This is a genomic window from Streptomyces specialis (assembly GCF_001493375.1).
GTDB lineage: Bacteria > Actinomycetota > Actinomycetes > Streptomycetales > Streptomycetaceae > Streptomyces > Streptomyces specialis.
The window spans coordinates 422,782-438,697 of record NZ_LN929893.1; the positions used below are offsets into that span (position 1 = coordinate 422,782).

At 75.1% G+C, this 15,916-nt stretch carries 24 protein-coding genes and 1 pseudogene; 21 read left to right on the forward strand and 4 right to left on the reverse strand.

All coding sequences use genetic code 11. The annotated features are described in order from the left end of the window. Positions 1–31: 31 nt before the first annotated feature. The 11 genes from BN2279_RS11720 to BN2279_RS11770 all read left to right on the forward strand — a co-directional run bounded on the left by BN2279_RS11720 (position 32) and on the right by BN2279_RS11770 (position 5,836). Positions 32–499, forward strand: a complete 468-nt coding sequence (locus BN2279_RS11720) for a MarR family winged helix-turn-helix transcriptional regulator (RefSeq protein ID WP_059008637.1) — start codon at positions 32–34, stop codon at positions 497–499. Between the two features lie 539 nt (positions 500–1,038). Beyond that, positions 1,039–1,365, forward strand: coding sequence for a gas vesicle protein GvpO (gene gvpO, locus BN2279_RS11725; protein WP_079032074.1), 327 nt, complete (start codon positions 1,039–1,041; stop codon positions 1,363–1,365). A 66-nt stretch (positions 1,366–1,431) separates the two neighbouring features. Then, positions 1,432–1,890, forward strand: coding sequence for a gas vesicle structural protein GvpA (locus BN2279_RS11730; RefSeq protein ID WP_059008638.1), 459 nt, complete (start codon positions 1,432–1,434; stop codon positions 1,888–1,890). Beyond that, complete coding sequence (locus BN2279_RS11735; protein WP_059008639.1) at positions 1,887–2,624, forward strand: GvpL/GvpF family gas vesicle protein; 738 nt, start codon at positions 1,887–1,889, stop codon at positions 2,622–2,624. Before BN2279_RS11730 ends, BN2279_RS11735 begins: the two co-directional genes overlap by 4 nt. A 7-nt stretch (positions 2,625–2,631) precedes the next feature. After that, positions 2,632–2,874 carry a gas vesicle protein GvpG gene (locus BN2279_RS11740; RefSeq protein WP_059008640.1) on the forward strand — a complete coding sequence of 81 codons (243 nt, stop codon included), beginning with the start codon at positions 2,632–2,634 and terminating at the stop codon, positions 2,872–2,874. Next, positions 2,871–3,365, forward strand: coding sequence for a hypothetical protein (locus BN2279_RS29890; protein ID WP_199827710.1), 495 nt, complete (start codon positions 2,871–2,873; stop codon positions 3,363–3,365). Before BN2279_RS11740 ends, BN2279_RS29890 begins: the two co-directional genes overlap by 4 nt. Positions 3,366–3,431: 66 nt before the next feature. Further along, positions 3,432–4,145, forward strand: coding sequence for an SRPBCC family protein (locus tag BN2279_RS11750; RefSeq protein ID WP_079032075.1), 714 nt, complete (start codon positions 3,432–3,434; stop codon positions 4,143–4,145). After that, positions 4,142–4,486, forward strand: coding sequence for a gas vesicle protein (locus tag BN2279_RS11755; protein ID WP_059008641.1), 345 nt, complete (start codon positions 4,142–4,144; stop codon positions 4,484–4,486). The genes BN2279_RS11750 and BN2279_RS11755 overlap by 4 nt, the downstream gene beginning before the upstream one ends. Beyond that, positions 4,483–5,292, forward strand: coding sequence for a GvpL/GvpF family gas vesicle protein (locus BN2279_RS11760; RefSeq protein WP_234347760.1), 810 nt, complete (start codon positions 4,483–4,485; stop codon positions 5,290–5,292). The genes BN2279_RS11755 and BN2279_RS11760 overlap by 4 nt, the downstream gene beginning before the upstream one ends. 62 nt (positions 5,293–5,354) lie before the next feature. Next, positions 5,355–5,516: a gas vesicle protein GvpJ gene (gvpJ, locus tag BN2279_RS11765; RefSeq protein WP_079032096.1), complete on the forward strand. Its 162-nt coding sequence runs from the start codon at positions 5,355–5,357 to the stop codon at positions 5,514–5,516. Beyond that, a complete protein-coding gene (locus BN2279_RS11770) occupies positions 5,513–5,836 on the forward strand; it encodes a gas vesicle protein K (RefSeq protein WP_059008643.1) in 324 nt (107 codons plus the stop codon). The genes gvpJ and BN2279_RS11770 overlap by 4 nt, the downstream gene beginning before the upstream one ends. Here BN2279_RS11770 and BN2279_RS11775 read toward each other — a convergent pair. The 3 genes from BN2279_RS11775 to BN2279_RS11785 are packed head-to-tail and all read right to left on the reverse strand — an operon-like array spanning position 5,761 to position 8,119. Then, positions 5,761–6,717 carry a 5-oxoprolinase subunit C family protein gene (locus BN2279_RS11775; protein WP_079032076.1) on the reverse strand — a complete coding sequence of 319 codons (957 nt, stop codon included), beginning with the start codon at positions 6,715–6,717 and terminating at the stop codon, positions 5,761–5,763. The two genes, BN2279_RS11770 and BN2279_RS11775, sit on opposite strands and share 76 nt — an antisense overlap. Next, a complete protein-coding gene (locus BN2279_RS11780) occupies positions 6,714–7,355 on the reverse strand; it encodes a 5-oxoprolinase subunit B family protein (protein WP_059008644.1) in 642 nt (213 codons plus the stop codon). The genes BN2279_RS11775 and BN2279_RS11780 overlap by 4 nt, the downstream gene beginning before the upstream one ends. Beyond that, complete coding sequence (locus BN2279_RS11785; RefSeq protein WP_059008645.1) at positions 7,352–8,119, reverse strand: LamB/YcsF family protein; 768 nt, start codon at positions 8,117–8,119, stop codon at positions 7,352–7,354. Before BN2279_RS11785 ends, BN2279_RS11780 begins: the two co-directional genes overlap by 4 nt. Before the next feature lie 95 nt (positions 8,120–8,214). Here BN2279_RS11785 and BN2279_RS11790 point away from each other — a divergent pair, with 95 nt between their 5' ends. From BN2279_RS11790 to BN2279_RS11810, 7 genes and pseudogenes are all read left to right on the forward strand, one after another. Continuing rightward, complete coding sequence (locus tag BN2279_RS11790; protein WP_059008646.1) at positions 8,215–8,613, forward strand: YidH family protein; 399 nt, start codon at positions 8,215–8,217, stop codon at positions 8,611–8,613. Beyond that, positions 8,610–8,715 (forward strand): annotated as a pseudogene (locus tag BN2279_RS30565) (DUF202 domain-containing protein); the annotation flags it as partial. The gene BN2279_RS11790 and the pseudogene BN2279_RS30565, both read left to right, overlap by 4 nt. A 121-nt stretch (positions 8,716–8,836) precedes the next feature. Then, positions 8,837–9,016, forward strand: a complete 180-nt coding sequence (locus BN2279_RS29310) for a hypothetical protein (protein WP_159037194.1) — start codon at positions 8,837–8,839, stop codon at positions 9,014–9,016. A gap of 33 nt (positions 9,017–9,049) precedes the next feature. Then, positions 9,050–9,511, forward strand: a complete 462-nt coding sequence (locus BN2279_RS11795; RefSeq protein WP_059008647.1) for a MaoC family dehydratase — start codon at positions 9,050–9,052, stop codon at positions 9,509–9,511. Positions 9,512–9,747: 236 nt separating this feature from the next. Next, on the forward strand, positions 9,748–11,064 hold the full coding sequence (locus tag BN2279_RS11800; RefSeq protein WP_059008648.1) for an NsdA family TPR-like regulatory protein: 1,317 nt from the start codon (positions 9,748–9,750) through the stop codon (positions 11,062–11,064). A 60-nt stretch (positions 11,065–11,124) separates the two neighbouring features. Beyond that, positions 11,125–12,447, forward strand: a complete 1,323-nt coding sequence (gene hmgA, locus BN2279_RS11805; protein WP_079032077.1) for a homogentisate 1,2-dioxygenase — start codon at positions 11,125–11,127, stop codon at positions 12,445–12,447. Positions 12,448–12,471: 24 nt separating this feature from the next. Beyond that, on the forward strand, positions 12,472–13,227 hold the full coding sequence (locus BN2279_RS11810) for a GntR family transcriptional regulator (protein ID WP_059008650.1): 756 nt from the start codon (positions 12,472–12,474) through the stop codon (positions 13,225–13,227). 63 nt (positions 13,228–13,290) lie between these two features. Here the strand turns inward: BN2279_RS11810 and BN2279_RS11815 are convergent, their stop codons facing one another. Further along, positions 13,291–13,557, reverse strand: coding sequence for a hypothetical protein (locus BN2279_RS11815; protein ID WP_059008651.1), 267 nt, complete (start codon positions 13,555–13,557; stop codon positions 13,291–13,293). 184 nt (positions 13,558–13,741) lie between these two features. Here BN2279_RS11815 and BN2279_RS11820 point away from each other — a divergent pair, with 184 nt between their 5' ends. From BN2279_RS11820 to BN2279_RS11830, 3 genes are read left to right on the forward strand one after another with little or no spacing between them, the layout of a single operon-like run. After that, on the forward strand, positions 13,742–14,842 hold the full coding sequence (locus BN2279_RS11820; protein WP_059008652.1) for a DUF5925 domain-containing protein: 1,101 nt from the start codon (positions 13,742–13,744) through the stop codon (positions 14,840–14,842). Between the two features lie 41 nt (positions 14,843–14,883). Then, a complete protein-coding gene (locus BN2279_RS11825) occupies positions 14,884–15,447 on the forward strand; it encodes a hypothetical protein (protein WP_159037195.1) in 564 nt (187 codons plus the stop codon). Positions 15,448–15,489: 42 nt separating this feature from the next. Further along, positions 15,490–15,909, forward strand: a complete 420-nt coding sequence (locus tag BN2279_RS11830; protein ID WP_059008654.1) for a helix-turn-helix domain-containing protein — start codon at positions 15,490–15,492, stop codon at positions 15,907–15,909. Positions 15,910–15,916 lie beyond the last annotated feature (7 nt).

Here is a 15,916-nt window from a genome sequence, read left to right on the forward strand (position 1 = left end):
GAGGGGCCGTCGGCCCGAGGAGCGCAGCGACATGTCAGAACCGCCCGCCGTCCATCGCGCCCACGATCTGGTCGGGTTGCTGACCCGGGCCGAGCGGCTGTCCGTGCGACGGCTGCGGGCGGTGCTGTCGGAGACCGGGTGCTCGGTCGACGCCTGGCGCGTGATGTCGCTGCTCGCGGACGGCGAGGGGCACGGGATGACGGCGATCGCGGAGTGCGTGCTGCTGCCGCCGCCGACCCTGACCCGGCTGGGGGACCAACTCGTGGACGACGGCGGGGCGCGCCGCCGCGTCGACCCGCTGGACCGCCGCCGCATCCTGGTGCATCTGACGCCGCGCGGCATGGAGTTCTGGCGGCACCTGGACGAACGGGTGCGCGCGAGCTGGGAGTCGCTTCCGGCCGGAGCCGGGGACGACGAACTGCTGGGCGCGCTGCTGCGACGCCTGATCACGGAGCTGGAGGGCACCCCCGCCGACCGCGCCGCCTCCCCGGCCGCGTAGGAGCGCGCCCCGGCCCCGGGGAAAACGGCGGCCGTTGCGGGTCCGGGGCCCGGGGGATGCCCGGCGACGCCGAGTGCCGCCCGCTGACCGCCGGTCATGTCGCCCCGGGCCGCCGGAGTCGGCGCCGGACACGGAGCCGCCGTGGTGCTCCGCCGGGTTCCGGGGGACCGCGGCGCGTCCCACCAGGGTCGTCCCTCCCGGCGGGCGTCCGCCGGGGCGACGACGACACGGCTCCCGACCCGGCGCGCGCGGCGCCTCCTCCGGTCACGGGTCCTCCTCGATGCCGGGGGTCCGGTCGCCCCGGTCCCCGCCGGCCCGGCGGAGCGGGTGCCACGACCGTCGTCGTCCTGGGAGACCGGCGGCGACGGCCCGGCGCGCGGGGACCCACGGGGCCTTCCCGGCCGGTCCCGCGGGCCGCGCCGGGGGCGTGACCAGTGGGCCGCGCGCGGTAGTTCGAGCCCGGCCGCCGGTGCCCCGATCGGGTCCACGCGCCCGGAAGGACGTTTGGCCCGGCTCACGCAAGGAACCCGGCAGGAGCCATGGCAGACGACGAAACGCGCGAAAAGCGCGAACAAGACGAAGAGCGGCGGAGCGGGACGGCTCCCGGCTCGCGGCCGGTGCTGGACGTGATACGCACGGCCGGCGCCGAGTTCACCGAACTCACCGGTCTGCGCGCCGAGGCGGTGACCCGGTTCGAACGGGACACCGACGGCTGGGTCCTGGAGACGGAGGTCACCGAACTCGCCCGTGTCCCCGACACGATGAGCCTGAGGGCGACCTACGAGGTCACCACGGACCCCGACGGACGGATCACCGGCTACCGGCGCGTCCAGCGCTACGAGCGCGGCCGGGCCGACCGGCGGTAGCACCGGCCGGCCTCGCGCCGCCGCCCCGAAAGGCCCTGACAGGCCCCTAGAAGGAGGCATCCGAACATGACCACAGCGGTCGCACCCCTGCAGCAGTCCTCGGGCTCCCGGTCCGGCACCCTGTACGACGTCCTGGAACTGATCCTGGACCGGGGGCTGGTGATCGACGCGTTCGTCCGGGTGTCCCTGGTCGGCATCGAGATCCTCAAGATCGACGTGCGCGTCGTGGTGGCGAGCGTGGACACGTATCTGCGGTTCGCGGAGGCGTGCAACCGGCTCGACCTGGAGGCCGGACCGGCCAAGGACCCGGGTGTGCCCGAACTGGTCGGCGGGCTCACGGAGAACGGCGCGCGCGGCAAGACCAAGGGCGCGCTGGCCGGGGCCGCCGAGACGATCTCCGACGCCTTCAAGAAGGGCAGAGACGGTCTGACCTCGTCCTCGTCCGGTGACGACGACGAGGCGGAGAAGGAACCGACGAAGTCACGCCGGACCACGACGTCGCGGCGGGAGAGGGAATCCGAGTGACCACGTATGTCTACGGCATCGCCGAGGCCGACCTGCCCCGCCTCCCCGGGGGGCTGGTCGGCGTCGGCGATCCGCCACGTCCGGTGCGCGTCCTGCGCGAGAGCGGCACGGCCGCCGTCGTCAGCGACTGCCCCGAGGGGCTGCGGCCCAAGCGGCGCGACCTGTTCGCCCACCAGCGGGTGCTGACGGCCGCCGCCGCGGCGGGCGCGGTGCTGCCGCTGCGGTTCGGCAGCACCGCGCCCGACGACGACGCCGTCCGGGGCGCGCTGGCGCGGCACGCCGAGCTGTACCGGGGGCAGTTGGCCACGGTCGCCGACCGCGTCGAGTACAACGTCAAGGCCCTGCACCGGGAGGACGTCCTGCTGCGGGCGATCCTGGCCGACAGCCCGGAGATCAGGAAGCTCAACGAGGCGACGCGGGTCGAGGGCGGCGCGACGTACCAGGACCGGCTGCGGCTCGGGCAGCTCGTCGCGGACGCCTTGCGGGAGCACGAGACGCGCGACTCCAGGACGGTCGAGTACGCGCTCGCCACCCACGCCGAGCACCACCGCCGGGGGCCGGAGGGCTCGGGCCGCGTGGTGAACCTGTCGTTCCTGGTGGGCCGCGACGAGGCCGCGGGCTTCCTCGCCGCGCTGGAGGAGCTGAGGGCGGCGAGCCCGCACCTCGACGTCCGGGTCAACGGGCCGCTGCCGCCGTACAGCTTCGTGCGGACCGAGTCCGTCGAGGCGGCGTGAGGCGGCCATGGGCCTGCTGAGGGAGATCCTGCTGCTGCCACTCGCCCCGGCCCGTGGCGCGGGCTGGGTGCTGGAGCAGGTGGTCGCGGAGGCGGAGCGGCAGTACTACGACCCGGCGGTCGTGCAGCGTGAACTCGTCGCGCTGGAGGAGGAGCTGACCAGCGGCCTGATCGACGAGGAGGAGTTCGACCGCAGGGAGGACGAGCTGCTGGACCGCCTGAACCCGACACACGATTGGCTGACACGATGACGAGCGACAGCAGAACCACCCTCGCCGCCGCCGTGGCCGTGGCCGCGGGCGCCGGTTACGTGCTGGGCCGGGTCCGTTTCCCCGGCGCGCTGCTGGCCCGGCTGCCCGTGGGCGCCGTGACGCGGCGGCTGCGGCAGGGCACGGACGCGGTGACGGAGACGGCGAGGGAAACGGCCGGGGCGGCGCGGGACGCGGCCGGGAAGGCCGCGGACGCCGCCGGGGAGACGGCCCCGCGGAAGGCGGCGGCGAAGAAGACGGCGGCCAAGAAGACGGCCGCGAAGAAGACCGCGGACGCCAAGAAGACCGCCGCGAAGAAGCCTCCGGCCAAGAAGAGCCCGGCCAGGAAGACCGCCGCGGCGAAGAAGGCCGCCGCGAAGAAGAGCACCGGCCCGGCCGGGAAGACCTCCCGGACCGCCAAGACGGCCACGACGTCCGGACGCGCCCCGGCGGGGAAGGTTAAGGCCGACGATCGCGGTGAGGCGGAACAGTGACGCCCCCCGCCCGGCCGGGGCGTCGGCGGAACGCACCGACACGCTGAGGGCAGGAGCACCGACACCATGAAGATCGCGGAGATCACCGGAAGAACCACCAAGAAGGCCGCCGAGAGCACCAGCGCCGTGCGGTCGGCCGTGCAGGCGGGCACGGCCGGCCTGAAGGACAGGATCGCCTCGACCGGTCTCAAGGACAAGATCGCCTCGACCGGTCTGAAGGACCGGATCACCCCGAGCGGCGGCGGGTTCCTGACCGTCATCGAGGACATCGACGTCGGCGTCCCCGTCCGCGAGGCGTACGACCAGTGGACGCAGTTCCAGGAGTTCAGCTCCTTCGCGGACGGCGTCGAGGACGTGGAGCAGGTCGACGACACGACGACCGCCTGGCGCGCCAAGGTCATGGGCGTGACCCGCACCTGGCGGGCCCGGATCACCGAGCAGATCCCCGACGAGCGGATCGCCTGGACCACCGAGGGCGGCCGGGGCACGCTCAAGGGCGTCGTCACCTTCCACCCGCTGACCGACACCCTCACCCGGGTCCTGCTGGTCATCGAGTACCACCCGCAGGGCCTGCTGGAGCGGACGGGCGCGCTGTGGCGCGCGCAGGGCCGCCGGGCGCGGCTGGACCTGAAGAACTTCCGCAGGTTCGTGACGCTGCGCGGCGAGGCCACCGGCGAGTGGCGCGGCGAGATCGAGAACGGCGAGGTCGTCGCCGGTGACCGGGAAGCGGTCGCCGACGGGGACGGCGGGAACGGGACCGGCGGGGACGCGCGGTCATGACGTCGCCGGCCGTGTCCGGACCGTACGGCCTGCCCGGCCCACCGGCCGGGGGCGGCGGCAGCGCCAACCTGGCGGACATCCTCGAACGGGTCCTCGACAAGGGCGTGGTGATCGCCGGGGACATCAAGATCAACCTGCTCGACATCGAGCTGCTCACCATCAAGCTGCGGCTGCTCGTCGCCTCCGTCGACAAGGCGAAGGAGATGGGCATCGACTGGTGGGAGCACGACCCGTCGCTCTCGTCCGGCGCCCACCGCGACGGCCGGCGGGAGCTGGCCGAGGAGAACGAGCGGCTGCGCGAGCGCGTCGCCGCCCTGGAGAGGCGGGAGGAGACCCCATGAGCGCCACCGACCCCATGACGACCGCGCCCCTGCGGTACGTCTACGCCATCACCCGTGACGGCGCGGGCCCGTTGCCCGGCGGCCTGCGCGGTGTGGACGACGGGCCGCTGACGGCGGTCGCGCGGGACGGGTTGGCCGCCGTCGTCAGCCCGGTCGCGGACCGGGACTTCGCCGAGGAGCCGCTGCGGGCCCGGCTGGAGGACCTGGCCTGGCTGGAACGGACGGCGCGGGCCCACCAGCGCGTGGTGGACGGCCTGACGGGCGCCGACGGCGGCGTGCTGCCGCTGCGGCTGGCCACCGTCTGCCGCGACGAGGCCGGGGTGCTGCGGCTGCTGGCGGTGAACCACGACCGGTTCGCCGCCGCGCTGGACCGCCTCGACGGGCGCGCCGAGTGGGGCGTCAAGGTGTACGCCGACCCGGCCGACGCCGCCCCGGCGGCCGTCCCCGCCGCCAGGCCCGCCTCCGGCCGCGACTATCTGCGGCAGCGCGGCCGGCAGCGGCAGGCCGAGGGCGCGGCGCGGCAGGCGGCCGAGGAGGCCGTCCGGTCGGTGCACGACACGCTGGCGCGCGCGGCCGAGGGCACCCGCCTGCACCCGCCGCAGGCCGCCCGCCTCTCCGGCGAGCCGGGGCAGAACCTCCTCAACGGCGCCTATCTCGTCCGCCGTGAGGACAGCCGGGCGTTCTGCGCGCTGGCCGGTGAGCTGGCGGGGCGCCTGACCGGGCTCCGGCTGAGCCTGACCGGCCCCTGGGCGCCGTACTCGTTCGCCGCGACGGCGGGCGCGGCCGAGGAGGCGGGGTCGCGGTGAACGAGCCGATACCCGCGGCGCCTTACACCTCCGGGTACGCCCCCGGCGACGCGCCGGGCGCGGTGCCCGCCGCCCGCCGGATCGCGCTGGTCGACCTGCTGGACCGGCTGCTGGCGGGCGGCGTCGTCCTGGTCGGCAACCTGACGCTGAGCATCGCCGACGTCGATCTGGTCCGCGTCGATCTGCGGGCGCTGATCAGCTCCGTCTCCGGGGACATCGGATGACGGGCGGCCGGGCGGCGGGCGGCCGTACGGGAGAACGCGCGGGCGGGCGCATCGAGCTGGACCGCGACACGGTCGAACGCGACCTGATGCGCCTGGTCCTGACCGTGATCGAGCTGCTGCGCCAGCTCATGGAACGGCAGGCGCTGCGTCGCGTCGACCAGGGCGACCTGACGGAGGACCAGGAGGAGCGGATCGGGCTGACCCTGATGCTGCTCGCGGAACGCATGGACGAGCTGTGCGCCCGCTACGACCTGACGCCCGAGGAACTCAACCTGGACCTCGGCCCGCTCGGCACGCTGCTGCCGCCGCCCGGCACCTGACCGGCGCGCGGCGCCACCCGGCGCAGCGGCACGAAGCGCAGCGGCGTGCCCGGCGCGGCCTGGGCGGCGGCGGCGAGGTCGGCGGCGGGCACCACACCGACGACGGGATAGCCGCCGGTCGTCGGGTGATCGGCGAGAAACACCACCGGGCGCCCGTCCGGCGGCACCTGCACGGCGCCCAGCACCATGCCCTCGCTGGGCAGCTCGCCCTCCCGGGAACGGACCAGCGCGGGCCCCTCGGTGCGCAGGCCGACGCGGTTGCCGGCGGACGACACCCGGTACCGGCCGGTGGCCAGCGTGCGCGGGGCGGCGTCGGTGAACCAATCGTCGCGCGGACCGAGCCTGAGCCGCAGGACGAGTTCGCGCGGCGGCGCGGGCTGCGGCGCCACGTCGAGCGGGGGCGGCGGCGCGGCCGGCTTCCCCAGCGGCAGGACCGTTCCGTCGGCCAGCGGCTCGGGGCCGAGCCCGGAGAGCAGGTCGGTGGCGCGGCTGCCGAGCACCGGCTCGACGGCCACCCCTCCCGCGAACGCGAGGTAGGCGCGCACCCCCCGGACCGCCGGGCCCGCCGCGAACACCGCCCCGGCGGGCCCCCGGACGGCCGCTCCCCCCGGCGCGGGCCGCCCGTCGCTCGTGACCGCGCTCGGCGCGCCGGTCACCGCCGCCGTCACGGCCCGGTGGGCGCGGACCGCGCAGCCGTCGAGGGTGGTCTCCAGGGTGGCGGCCCCCGGCGCGTTGCCGACGAGCCGGTTGGCCAGCAGGTGCGCGGGCAGGTCCAGGGCGCCCGAACGCGGCACCCCCAGGTGCGCGGACCCGGCGCGGCCGGGGTCCTGGGCGGTGGTCAGCGCCCCCGCCCGGACCACGGTCAGGGCCGGGCCCGTCACGCCGGCCGCCCGCGTTCCGCCGGGGCGTCCACCGCGGTGAACCGCACCGGGGTGCCGGGCGTCAGCAGCGCCGCCGGTTCGCGGGCCGGGTCCCACAGCACGGCGTCCGTGGTGCCGATGAGCTGCCAGCCGCCCGGCGAGGCGCGCGGGTAGACGCCGGTGTACGGGCCGGCGAGGGCGACCGACCCGGCCGGCACCCGCGTCCGGGGGGTGTCGCGGCGCGGCACGGCGTACCGTTCGTCCAGCCCCGTCAGGTAGCCGAACCCGGGGGCGAAACCGCAGAACGCGACGCGGAACCGGGTCGCTGCGTGGACGCGCGGCACGTCCTCCGGCGCGACGCCCCACAGCGCGGCCACGTCGGCGAGGTCGGGGCCGTCGTACCGCACCGGGATCTCGACCGTCCCGGCCGCGTGCGCGGGCGGCGGCGGGATGTCCCAGCCGGTCAGGCTCCGGGCCAGGCCGCCCGGATCGGTGACGCCGTCGAGCAGCACGGTCCTGGCGGCGGGCACGATCTCCGTGACCGGCGGCAGGGTCCCGGCCGCGCGGCGGCGCAGCAGTTCGGCGTGGAGGGCCTGGGCGTCGTCGCCGGTGGGCAGCTCCACCAGCAGCGCGTCCTCCCCCACGCGCAGCACCCTCACGCGAACCGCTCCAGCGCCACCCCGGCCCGCTCCAGCGCGGCCCGGACCCGCAGGGCCAGGTCCCGGGCCCCGGGAGTGTCGCCGTGCAGGCACAGGGAGCGGGCCGCGACGGCGACCCGGGTGCCGTTCCGCGACGTGACCGCGCCGTCCCGCGCGATGCCGACCGAACGGTCCACCACCGCGTCCGGGTCGGTGATCACCGCGCCCGCCTCGCCGCGCGGCACCAGCGTGCCCTCGTCCGTGTAGGCGCGGTCCGCGAACGCCTCGGCCACCACCGGCAGGCCCGCCCGCGCGGCGGCCTCGTGCAGTCGGGAGCCCGGCAGGCCGAGGACGGGCAGCGACCGCCCGGCGAGGGCGACGCCCTCGACGACGGCGGCAGCCTGCGCCTGGTCGCGCACGGTCCGGTTGTAGAGCGCGCCGTGCGGTTTGACGTAGGCCACGCGGGAGCCCGCGGCGCGGGCGAAGACCTCCAGGGCGCCGATCTGGTAGGCGACTTCGGCGGCCAGCTCGTCCGGCGGGACGTCCATCGCGCGGCGGCCGAATCCCGCGAGGTCGCGGTAGGACACCTGGGCGCCGATGGCCACGCCCCGCTCGGCGGCCAGCGCGCACACCCGCCGCATGGTGGGCGCGTCGCCCGCGTGGTACCCGCAGGCCACGTTGGCGCTGGTGACGACGGAGAGCAGGGCCTCGTCGTCGGTCAGCCGCCAGCGGCCGAAGCCCTCGCCGAGGTCGGCGTTGAGGTCGATCGACGTCGTGTCTGTCATCGGTGACGAACATATACCCCGGCATATACCCCGGCGTACGCGCCGCCGTGAACGGCCACCGGCCGTCGCGGCGGTGCGCCACCTAGGCTCATAGCATGATCAGACAGGTTCTGGCGGCGCTCCGGCTCTGGTTCTCCCCGCACCGCCTGCGGGCGGAGGGGCCGACCCCCGACTACCGCTTCAGCCTGGCCAACGAGCGGACGTTCCTGGCGTGGCTGCGCACCGCGCTGGCGCTGCTGGCCGGCGGGATCGCGGTGGACCAGTTCCTGACGGAGCTGCGCTGGGCGGTGCGCACCACGGTCGCCGTGCTGCTCCTCGCGGGCGGCGCGCTGTGCGCGGTACGGGCGGTCAACCACTGGGTGCGCTCCGAACGCGCGATGCGCCGGGGCGAGGACCTTCCCGCGAGCCGCTTCCCCGCGCTGCTGGCGGTGGGCACGGTGCTCACGGCCCTGCTGGTGATCTGCGCGGTCCTGCTGGGCTGGGCCGCCCCATGAGCGGCGGCCACCGGGACCCGGGGGCGCAGCCGGAGCGGACGCGGCTGGCGTGGCGGCGTACCACGTTGTCGTTCGCGCTCGTCGTGGTGCTGGCGGCGCGGGGGCTGGTCACCGCCGACGGGGGGCTGGCTCTTTTACACCTTTCCGAGCTGTGCCTCTTTTTTCTGTGTCATCACTCTGCCCTCACCCTCATCTCTCCGCTTCGTCGGCCGCGTAGGGTCGGATGTGTATAAGCGACAGGCTGCTGTGGGTGGTCTTCCTGGTGCTGGCCCACCGCCGGATCCAGGCGCTGGCCACCGGCCGGCCGCCGGGCCCGCCGGCGGGCGGGACCGTGCTGGGCGCGGCCGGGGTGGTGGCCGCGGCGGCGCTGGTCGGAGCGGTGGTCCTGATGGTCCCGCGCTGATGACGGGGACACGCCGACCCGTATGCTGACGGCATGGCTGAGCCGAGGATTTTCACGTCGCCGGAAGAGCTGCGGGCCGCGGGCGGCGAGCGGTTGGGGGCCAGCGACTGGCTGGCGGTCGAGCAGCGGAAGATCGACCTCTTCGCGGAGGCGACGGGCGATCACCAGTGGATCCACGTCGACCCGGAGCGGGCGGCGGCCGGCCCGTTCGGTACGACCATCGCGCACGGCTATCTGACGCTCTCCCTGCTGCCGGTCCTCGTGCCGCAGATCGTGCGGGTGGACGGGGTGCGGATGGCGCTCAACTACGGTCTGAACAAGGTGCGGTTCCCCTCCCCCGTGCCGGTCGGCTCACGCATCCGGGCGAGTGCCGCGATCGCCGACGTCACGGACGTGGGCGAGGGCGTGCAGGTCGCGCTGGCGGTGACCGTGGAGCGGGAGGGCGGGCCGAAGCCCGTCTGCGTGGCGGAGGGCGTGACCCGCTACTACTTCTGAGCTCTTCGGGGCGTCCGAGCCTTCCGGGCCCGGGCGCCGGGGCGGGCGGGTCACACTGCCGTACATCCAGGGGTCGTTCATGCGTTCACCGTCAATCGGTCGTCCCTCAGGCACCACTTGAAGGCGACCGATCACCGGAAAAGCAACCCGATCGTGTGATCTTGGGGCATATCAGGGCTCCTCTGTGCCCCCATGCGCCCTGTTGCCCCGGTCCGGTGGCGTGAGACCACAGGACCATGACGAACCGGCGCGGCCCGAACTACCGACTGCGGGCCCTGCTCTCCGAGGCCGGCTGGACCCAGGAGGCACTGGCCCGAGCGGTCAACGCGCTGGGCACCGAGATCGGCGCCGCCCTGCGGTACGACCGCACCGCCGTCGCGCACTGGCTGGCCGGGACCCAGCCCCGGCACCCCGTGCCGCAGCTCGCCGCCGAGGCGCTGTCGCGGCGGATCGGCCGGTCTGTGGCGCCGGAGGCGGCCGGGTTCCCCTCGTACGCCCGCGACGCGCCGCCCGCGGACCCGGTGGCGGGCTTCACCGCCCTGTGCCGCGCCGACGCGGACGCCGGCCGCCGGGTGCCGCTGCACCAGCGCCCGTACCGGGTGGCCGACACGGTGGTGCCGAGGCCCCCGGAGGCGCGGTCGCCCGAACGGCCCCTGGGCGGGCGCACGGAGGGCACCACCGCCCTGCACGACGCCGTGGAGTTCTTCGCGGCGTCGATCGACCCCCACGGCGGGCGGCACGCGCGCAGCGCCCTGTCCGCGTATCTCGCCGACGACGTGAGCCCGCTGCTGACCGCCGCGCCGCAGGGCCGGGGGCGCGGCGAGCTGCTGGTCGTGGCCTCACGGCTGGCGTTCCTGCTGGCGCGGATGTACGAGGACGGGCTGCTGCACGGCGTGGCCCAGCGGTACTACACGTACGCGCACCGGCTGGCCGGTGAGTCCGGTGACCGCGTCGCGTGGAGCGTCGTGGTGCGGGCGATGAGCGCGCAGGCCCAGCGGCTGGGCCACCTGCCGTCCGCGCTCCAGCTCGCCGAGGCCGCCCAGCGCGGCACCCGGGGCGCTCCCGGCGCCCACCAGGCGTACATCCAGGCGCAGTTGGCGGTCGTGCTCGCGCTGAGCGGCGACCGGCGCGGCGCGCTGGCGGCCGTGGCGCAGGCCGAGCGGGCGGCGGAGCGCGCGACGGGCGGGACGGCGCCGTTCGACAGCTATCCGCAGGCCGCGCTGCACTTCCAGATCTCGGCGGTGCTGGAGGCGCTGGGCGACCTGCCGGGCGCGCTGGCCGCGCTGCGGCGCGCGGCGGGCGAGCGGGCCGCGGCGGACGTGCGGGGCCGGGCGCTGACCCAGGCGCGGTTCGGGCAGCTCCTGCTGCGGACCGGGCATCTGGACGAGGCGTGCGCGGCGTGGGAGGTGTTCCTCGCGGCGCAGGAGCGGTTGCGTTCGGGCGACGCGGAGCGCGCGCTGCGCGACATGCGCCAGGCGCTCCAGCCGTACCGGAACCGCAAGCGGGTCGCGGAGCTGCTGGCGCGGACGGTCAGGACGGCACACGGTCGTTGACTTGCGCCCCCACCATTCCTATGGTCGGACGAATGAATGGTGAGGCGGCGGGAGTGCGCGATGGACACGGCCGGAACGGGCAACGCGACGGGCGACTCCCCGGCGGCCTCCCCGCCCCGCGCGCCGGTCTACTCGCCGGGCTTCGGCAACGAGCACAGCGGTGAGGCCGTCCCCGGGGCGCTTCCCCGGGGACGGAACTCGCCGCAGCGCGCGCCGCTGGGGCTGTACGCGGAGCAGCTCAGCGGCACCGCGTTCACCGAGCCGCGCGCCCGCAACCGCCGGTCCTGGCTGTACCGGATCAGGCCCTCGGCCGCCCACCCGCCGTTCCGCCGCGTGCCGGACGGCGCGCTGCGTTCCGGGCCGTTCGAGGAGACCGGGCCCGACCCCAACCGGATGCGCTGGGGCCCGCTGCCCGCGCCGCCGCCCGGCACCGACTTCGTGGCCGGCCTGTGGACCCTGGGCGGCAACGGCGATCCGCGTCGGCGCGCCGGCATGGCCGTCCACCTGTACCGCGCCAACGCCCCGATGACCGACCGGGTGTTCGGCGACTCGGACGGCGAGCTGCTGATCGTCCCGCAGCGCGGCGCGCTGCTGCTGCGCACCGAGTTCGGCCCGCTGCTCGCCGCCCCCGGGCACATCGCGCTGATCCCGCGCGGGGTGCGGTTCCGGGCCGAGCTGCCGGACGGCGAGGCGGCCGGGTACGTCTGCGAGAACTACGGCGTCCCCTTCGCGCTGCCGGAGCTGGGCGTCATCGGCGCCAACGGCCTGGCCGCGCCCCGGGACTTCCTCGCCCCCACCGCCGCCTACGAGGACACCGACCGCCCGGTGCGGGTGCTCAACAAGTTCTGCGGCGGCCTCTGGGCCGCCGACTACGACCACTCCCCGCTGGACGTGGTCGCCTGGCACGGCACCCTCGTGCCGTACCTGTACGACCTGCGCCGGTTCAACGTGCTGGGCTCCGTCAGCTTCGACCACCCCGATCCGTCGCTCTTCACCGTACTGACCGCCCCGGCCGCCGACTTCGCCGTCTTCGCGCCCCGCTGGCTGGTCGGCGAGGACACCTTCAGGCCGCCCTACTTCCACCGCAATGTGATGAGCGAGTACATGGGCCTGATCGAGGGCTCCTACGACGCGAAGGCCGAGGGCTTCGTGCCCGGCGGCGGCTCGTTGCACAACATGATGTCCGCGCACGGGCCCGACCGGGAGACGTTCGAACGGGCCAGCGCCGCCGAGCTGCGGCCCCAACGCGTGGACGAGGGACTGGCGTTCATGTTCGAGACCGGCTGGCCCGTGCTCCTGACCGCGCAGGCGGTGACCTGCGGACACCGGCAGCGCGGATACGACGAGGTGTGGGAGGGTCTGAGACGGAACTTCCCTTCATAACATCGTCGACCCGGAGCGACCGCTGTGACCGTCTTCGCCCCCGACTCGCTCGCACTGAACCGGAAGCTGCCGTTGTGGTACCAGGTGTCGCAGTCGCTGCGCGCCTCGATCCTCGGCCGCTCCCCCGAGGCGCCGCTCCGGCTGCCCACCGAGGAACAGCTCGCCGAGCACTACGGGGTGAGCGTGCTCACCATGCGCCAGGCCCTCAAGGAGCTGGAACTGGAGGGCCTGATCACGCGGTTCCGCCGGCGCGGCACGTTCATCGAGCCAACGGCCCGGCACAGCGCGCCCGTCCGGCTGCTGGGTTCGGTGGACACCATCGTGGCGCAGCAGTCGGGCGAGACCACGACGCTGCTGGACCACGGGCCGGTCCCGGTGCCGCCCGAACTGGCCGAGCACTTCCCGGGTCTCGGCGAGGTGGTCCGCTTCCGCCGGGTGCGTCACGACCGGGCCACCGGCGATCCGGTCAACTGGGCGGAGAATCTGCTCCATCCGGAGATCGCCGACCGCATCGACCCCACGGCGCTGGAACGCTGGCCGATGACGAGAGTGCTGCGGGACGTGGCCGGAGTGACGGTCAGCCGGATAGCCAACACCGTGCAGGCGCGGCTGGCCGATCCGCCGACCGCGCAGCTTCTCCAGGTGCCGCTGCTGAGCCCGATCCTGCACATCACCGGTGTCGAGTACGACGAGCGGGAGCGGGCGGTGGATGTCGCCCGCATCCATTACCGCGGCGACCGCTTCTCGTTCGCGGTCACCATGGACGCCTCCCCCGAGTGACCCCCCGCACCCCGGGGTGACGCACGGACAGGCCGCCGGTCCCGCCCGGCGGCCACCGTCACGTCAGCCGCGACCGCCCAGCAGGGTCCGCCGCAGCCGCCGCAGAGGCGTGAACAGCCGCACGCGCGCGCTCCGGGTCGTGCGGGCGCCGGTCCTGTCGCGCTGGGTCAGCTCGCGCATCAACAGCGTGGCCTCCTCGGCCTGGCGCTGCGGCACGGCCGGGCCGGAGAGCACGCTCAGGTGGCGGTCGAGACGCGAGCTGCTCGCGCCGGTCCCGCAGTTGATGGCAGGGACCCGTGGCGGCCTGCCCCGCACTGTTATCTGCTCCATGACTCTCCCACCCGTACAACGACACCCGGTCCGGGCAGGGTAACCCTAACTCCCCGCACCGACGCATGGGTATCCCGGTCCCGTGATTCACCTTTCCCCGCAACGGGGTTGACGCACACCGCGGGACAGGCGTTCGCCGGGAAACCCCGTGCGCGCGGGGCGGGCGTGCCGGATCATGGGGTGTATGCGTCCCGAGAATCCTTCCACCCCGAAGGAGGAATCCCCGATCCGGTTCACCGTGACCGAGGCCGATTCCCCGGCCGACGCCATCGACATGCTGCTGCTCACCGACTTCGCGTCGGGCGCGCTGCCCTTCGCCCAGGGCCAGCGCCTCCAGCGGGTCAAGGAGCACCACACCCTGCTGCCCGAGGGCGCCGGCATCCGGCGGATGACGCGCGACACCGACACCGAGACGGTCCTCGCCTCCGGCGACGGCTGGACGCTCCGCGCCCGCCGCTGGCGGTTCGGCGCGCATGTGACGGTGATCGCGGAGAGCGACGCGCTCGCCGGGCAGATCCTGAAGCAGGCCGTCGACGGCGCGGAGGAGGAGCCGGAGACCGAACCGACCAGCGTCACCATGGGCTTCTGGCACTTCTCGCCCGGCGGTCGCGGCCCGGTGCGCACCACGCGCAAGATCTCCGCCGACGCCTGGCCCGACGTGCGCGCCGGGTACTCGGCGCCGGTGGCCGGCGCGATGGACCGCCTGCTGGCCCTCACCCCGGAGGACATCTCCGCCCGCCTGCTCCTGCTGCACGGCCCGCCCGGCACCGGCAAGACCTCGGCGCTGCGCACCCTGGCGCTGGCGTGGCGGGACTGGTGCCAGGTCGACTGCGTGCTGGACCCGGAGCGGCTGTTCAACGACGTCGGGTACCTGATGGACGTCGCCATCGGCAAGGACGACGAGCAGGAGCAGTGGCGGCTGCTGCTGCTGGAGGACTGCGACGAGCTGGTCAGGGGCGGCGCCAAGAACGGGGCGGGGCAGGCCCTGTCCCGGCTGCTGAACCTCACCGACGGGCTGCTCGGGCAGGGCCGCCGCGTTCTGGTCGGCATCACCACCAACGAGGACCTGGAGCGGCTCCACCCGGCGGTCGTGCGGCCGGGCCGCTGCCTGGCGCGGATCGAGGTCGGGCCGCTGACCCGCGCCGAGGCCGTGGCGTGGCTGGGCACGGAGGAAGGCATCGGCCGGGAGGGCGCGACCCTGGCCGAGCTGTACGCGCTCCGGCGCGGCACCGGCCCGGCGGGCGCGTCCCCGCCCCGGGACCCGGAGGCGGGCCTCTACCTGTGATGCCCTGCCGCGTCGGCGGCCCGCGTTCTACCCTGCTGCCCATGAGCGAACGCGGCGCGGGGACCAGGGCGGGCGCGGCACGGGCGGGAGGAGGCGCGGTCGTGGCGGCGGCCCTGGGGCTGGGGCTCCTCGCCGGCTGCTCGGGCGGCTCCGGGGGCGGCGCCGGGACGCCCGCCGGGACGCCGGAGCCGTCCGAGGCGTCCACCTCGCCGGAGGCACCGGAGTCGTCCGGGACACCCGACACCTCCGGGACACCGGGGGCGGGGGACGACGACGGGCCGCCGCCGGAGGCGGACTCCCCCTGTTACGACGGGGAGTGCGAGATCACCGTCGCGGTGGGCACCGAGATCGCGGTCGATCCCGCGGCGTTCGGCGTGACGCGGCTGGTCGTCACCGGCATCGAGGAGCAGGAGCTGGCGGCCGGGTTCAGCTCGCCCGCCGTCCTCTACGACGTGTACGACGGCTCCGAGGTGGTCGCGACCTTCTCCAGCGGGGTCGGCACCTCCTCCACGACCAACGACTCCCTCACGGTCTTCCCCGCCGACGTGGACGTCGCCGGGGGCAGCGCCCGTCTGGAGATCACCCCCCGACCGCCGGCCCGGTGACGCGCGTGCGCCCGGCGTCCGGCGCTGTGGGAGGGTGGCCGGGTGACGCTGGAGGACCTCGTCCGGCTGCGCCGGGCCCGTGACCTGATGGATCGCGACTACGCGAAGCCGCTGGACGTGCCGGCGCTGGCGCGCGCCGCCCTGATGTCGCCGGGCCATTTCTCCCGCAGCTTCCGCGCCGCCTTCGGCGAGACGCCGTACAGCTACCTGATGACGCGCCGCGTCGAGCGCGCCAAGGCGCTGCTGCGGCGGGGCGACCTGTCGGTGACGGAGGTCTGTTTCGCGGTCGGCTGCACCTCGCTGGGGTCGTTCAGCTCGCGGTTCACCGAGCTGGTCGGCGAGAGCCCCAGCGCCTACCGGGCCCGCCGCCACGACGAGGGTGCCGCCATCCCGGCCTGCGTCGCCAAGATCCACACGCGACCGGTCAGGAACGGAGAAGCGAAACGCCCGCCCCGCCCGTAGCGTGCGA

Bases quoted from the DNA above. Each gene is read 5' to 3' on its own strand.
- gvpO (WP_079032074.1), top strand. From the start codon at position 1,039: ATGGCAGACGACGAAACGCGCGAAAAGCGCGAACAAGACGAAGAGCGG.
- BN2279_RS11770 (WP_059008643.1), top strand. From the start codon at position 5,513: ATGACGGGCGGCCGGGCGGCGGGCGGCCGTACGGGAGAACGCGCGGGC.
- BN2279_RS11740 (WP_059008640.1), top strand. From the start codon at position 2,632: ATGGGCCTGCTGAGGGAGATCCTGCTGCTGCCACTCGCCCCGGCCCGT.
- BN2279_RS11785 (WP_059008645.1), bottom strand. From the start codon at position 8,119: ATGACAGACACGACGTCGATCGACCTCAACGCCGACCTCGGCGAGGGC.
- BN2279_RS11815 (WP_059008651.1), bottom strand. From the start codon at position 13,557: ATGGAGCAGATAACAGTGCGGGGCAGGCCGCCACGGGTCCCTGCCATC.
- BN2279_RS11760 (WP_234347760.1), top strand. From the start codon at position 4,483: ATGAGCGCCACCGACCCCATGACGACCGCGCCCCTGCGGTACGTCTAC.
- BN2279_RS11820 (WP_059008652.1), top strand. From the start codon at position 13,742: ATGCGTCCCGAGAATCCTTCCACCCCGAAGGAGGAATCCCCGATCCGG.
- BN2279_RS11720 (WP_059008637.1), top strand. From the start codon at position 32: ATGTCAGAACCGCCCGCCGTCCATCGCGCCCACGATCTGGTCGGGTTG.
- BN2279_RS11795 (WP_059008647.1), top strand. From the start codon at position 9,050: ATGGCTGAGCCGAGGATTTTCACGTCGCCGGAAGAGCTGCGGGCCGCG.
- BN2279_RS11800 (WP_059008648.1), top strand. From the start codon at position 9,748: ATGACGAACCGGCGCGGCCCGAACTACCGACTGCGGGCCCTGCTCTCC.
- BN2279_RS29310 (WP_159037194.1), top strand. From the start codon at position 8,837: ATGTGTATAAGCGACAGGCTGCTGTGGGTGGTCTTCCTGGTGCTGGCC.
- BN2279_RS11825 (WP_159037195.1), top strand. From the start codon at position 14,884: ATGAGCGAACGCGGCGCGGGGACCAGGGCGGGCGCGGCACGGGCGGGA.
- BN2279_RS11755 (WP_059008641.1), top strand. From the start codon at position 4,142: ATGACGTCGCCGGCCGTGTCCGGACCGTACGGCCTGCCCGGCCCACCG.
- BN2279_RS11790 (WP_059008646.1), top strand. From the start codon at position 8,215: ATGATCAGACAGGTTCTGGCGGCGCTCCGGCTCTGGTTCTCCCCGCAC.
- hmgA (WP_079032077.1), top strand. From the start codon at position 11,125: ATGGACACGGCCGGAACGGGCAACGCGACGGGCGACTCCCCGGCGGCC.
- BN2279_RS29890 (WP_199827710.1), top strand. From the start codon at position 2,871: ATGACGAGCGACAGCAGAACCACCCTCGCCGCCGCCGTGGCCGTGGCC.
- BN2279_RS11750 (WP_079032075.1), top strand. From the start codon at position 3,432: ATGAAGATCGCGGAGATCACCGGAAGAACCACCAAGAAGGCCGCCGAG.
- BN2279_RS11730 (WP_059008638.1), top strand. From the start codon at position 1,432: ATGACCACAGCGGTCGCACCCCTGCAGCAGTCCTCGGGCTCCCGGTCC.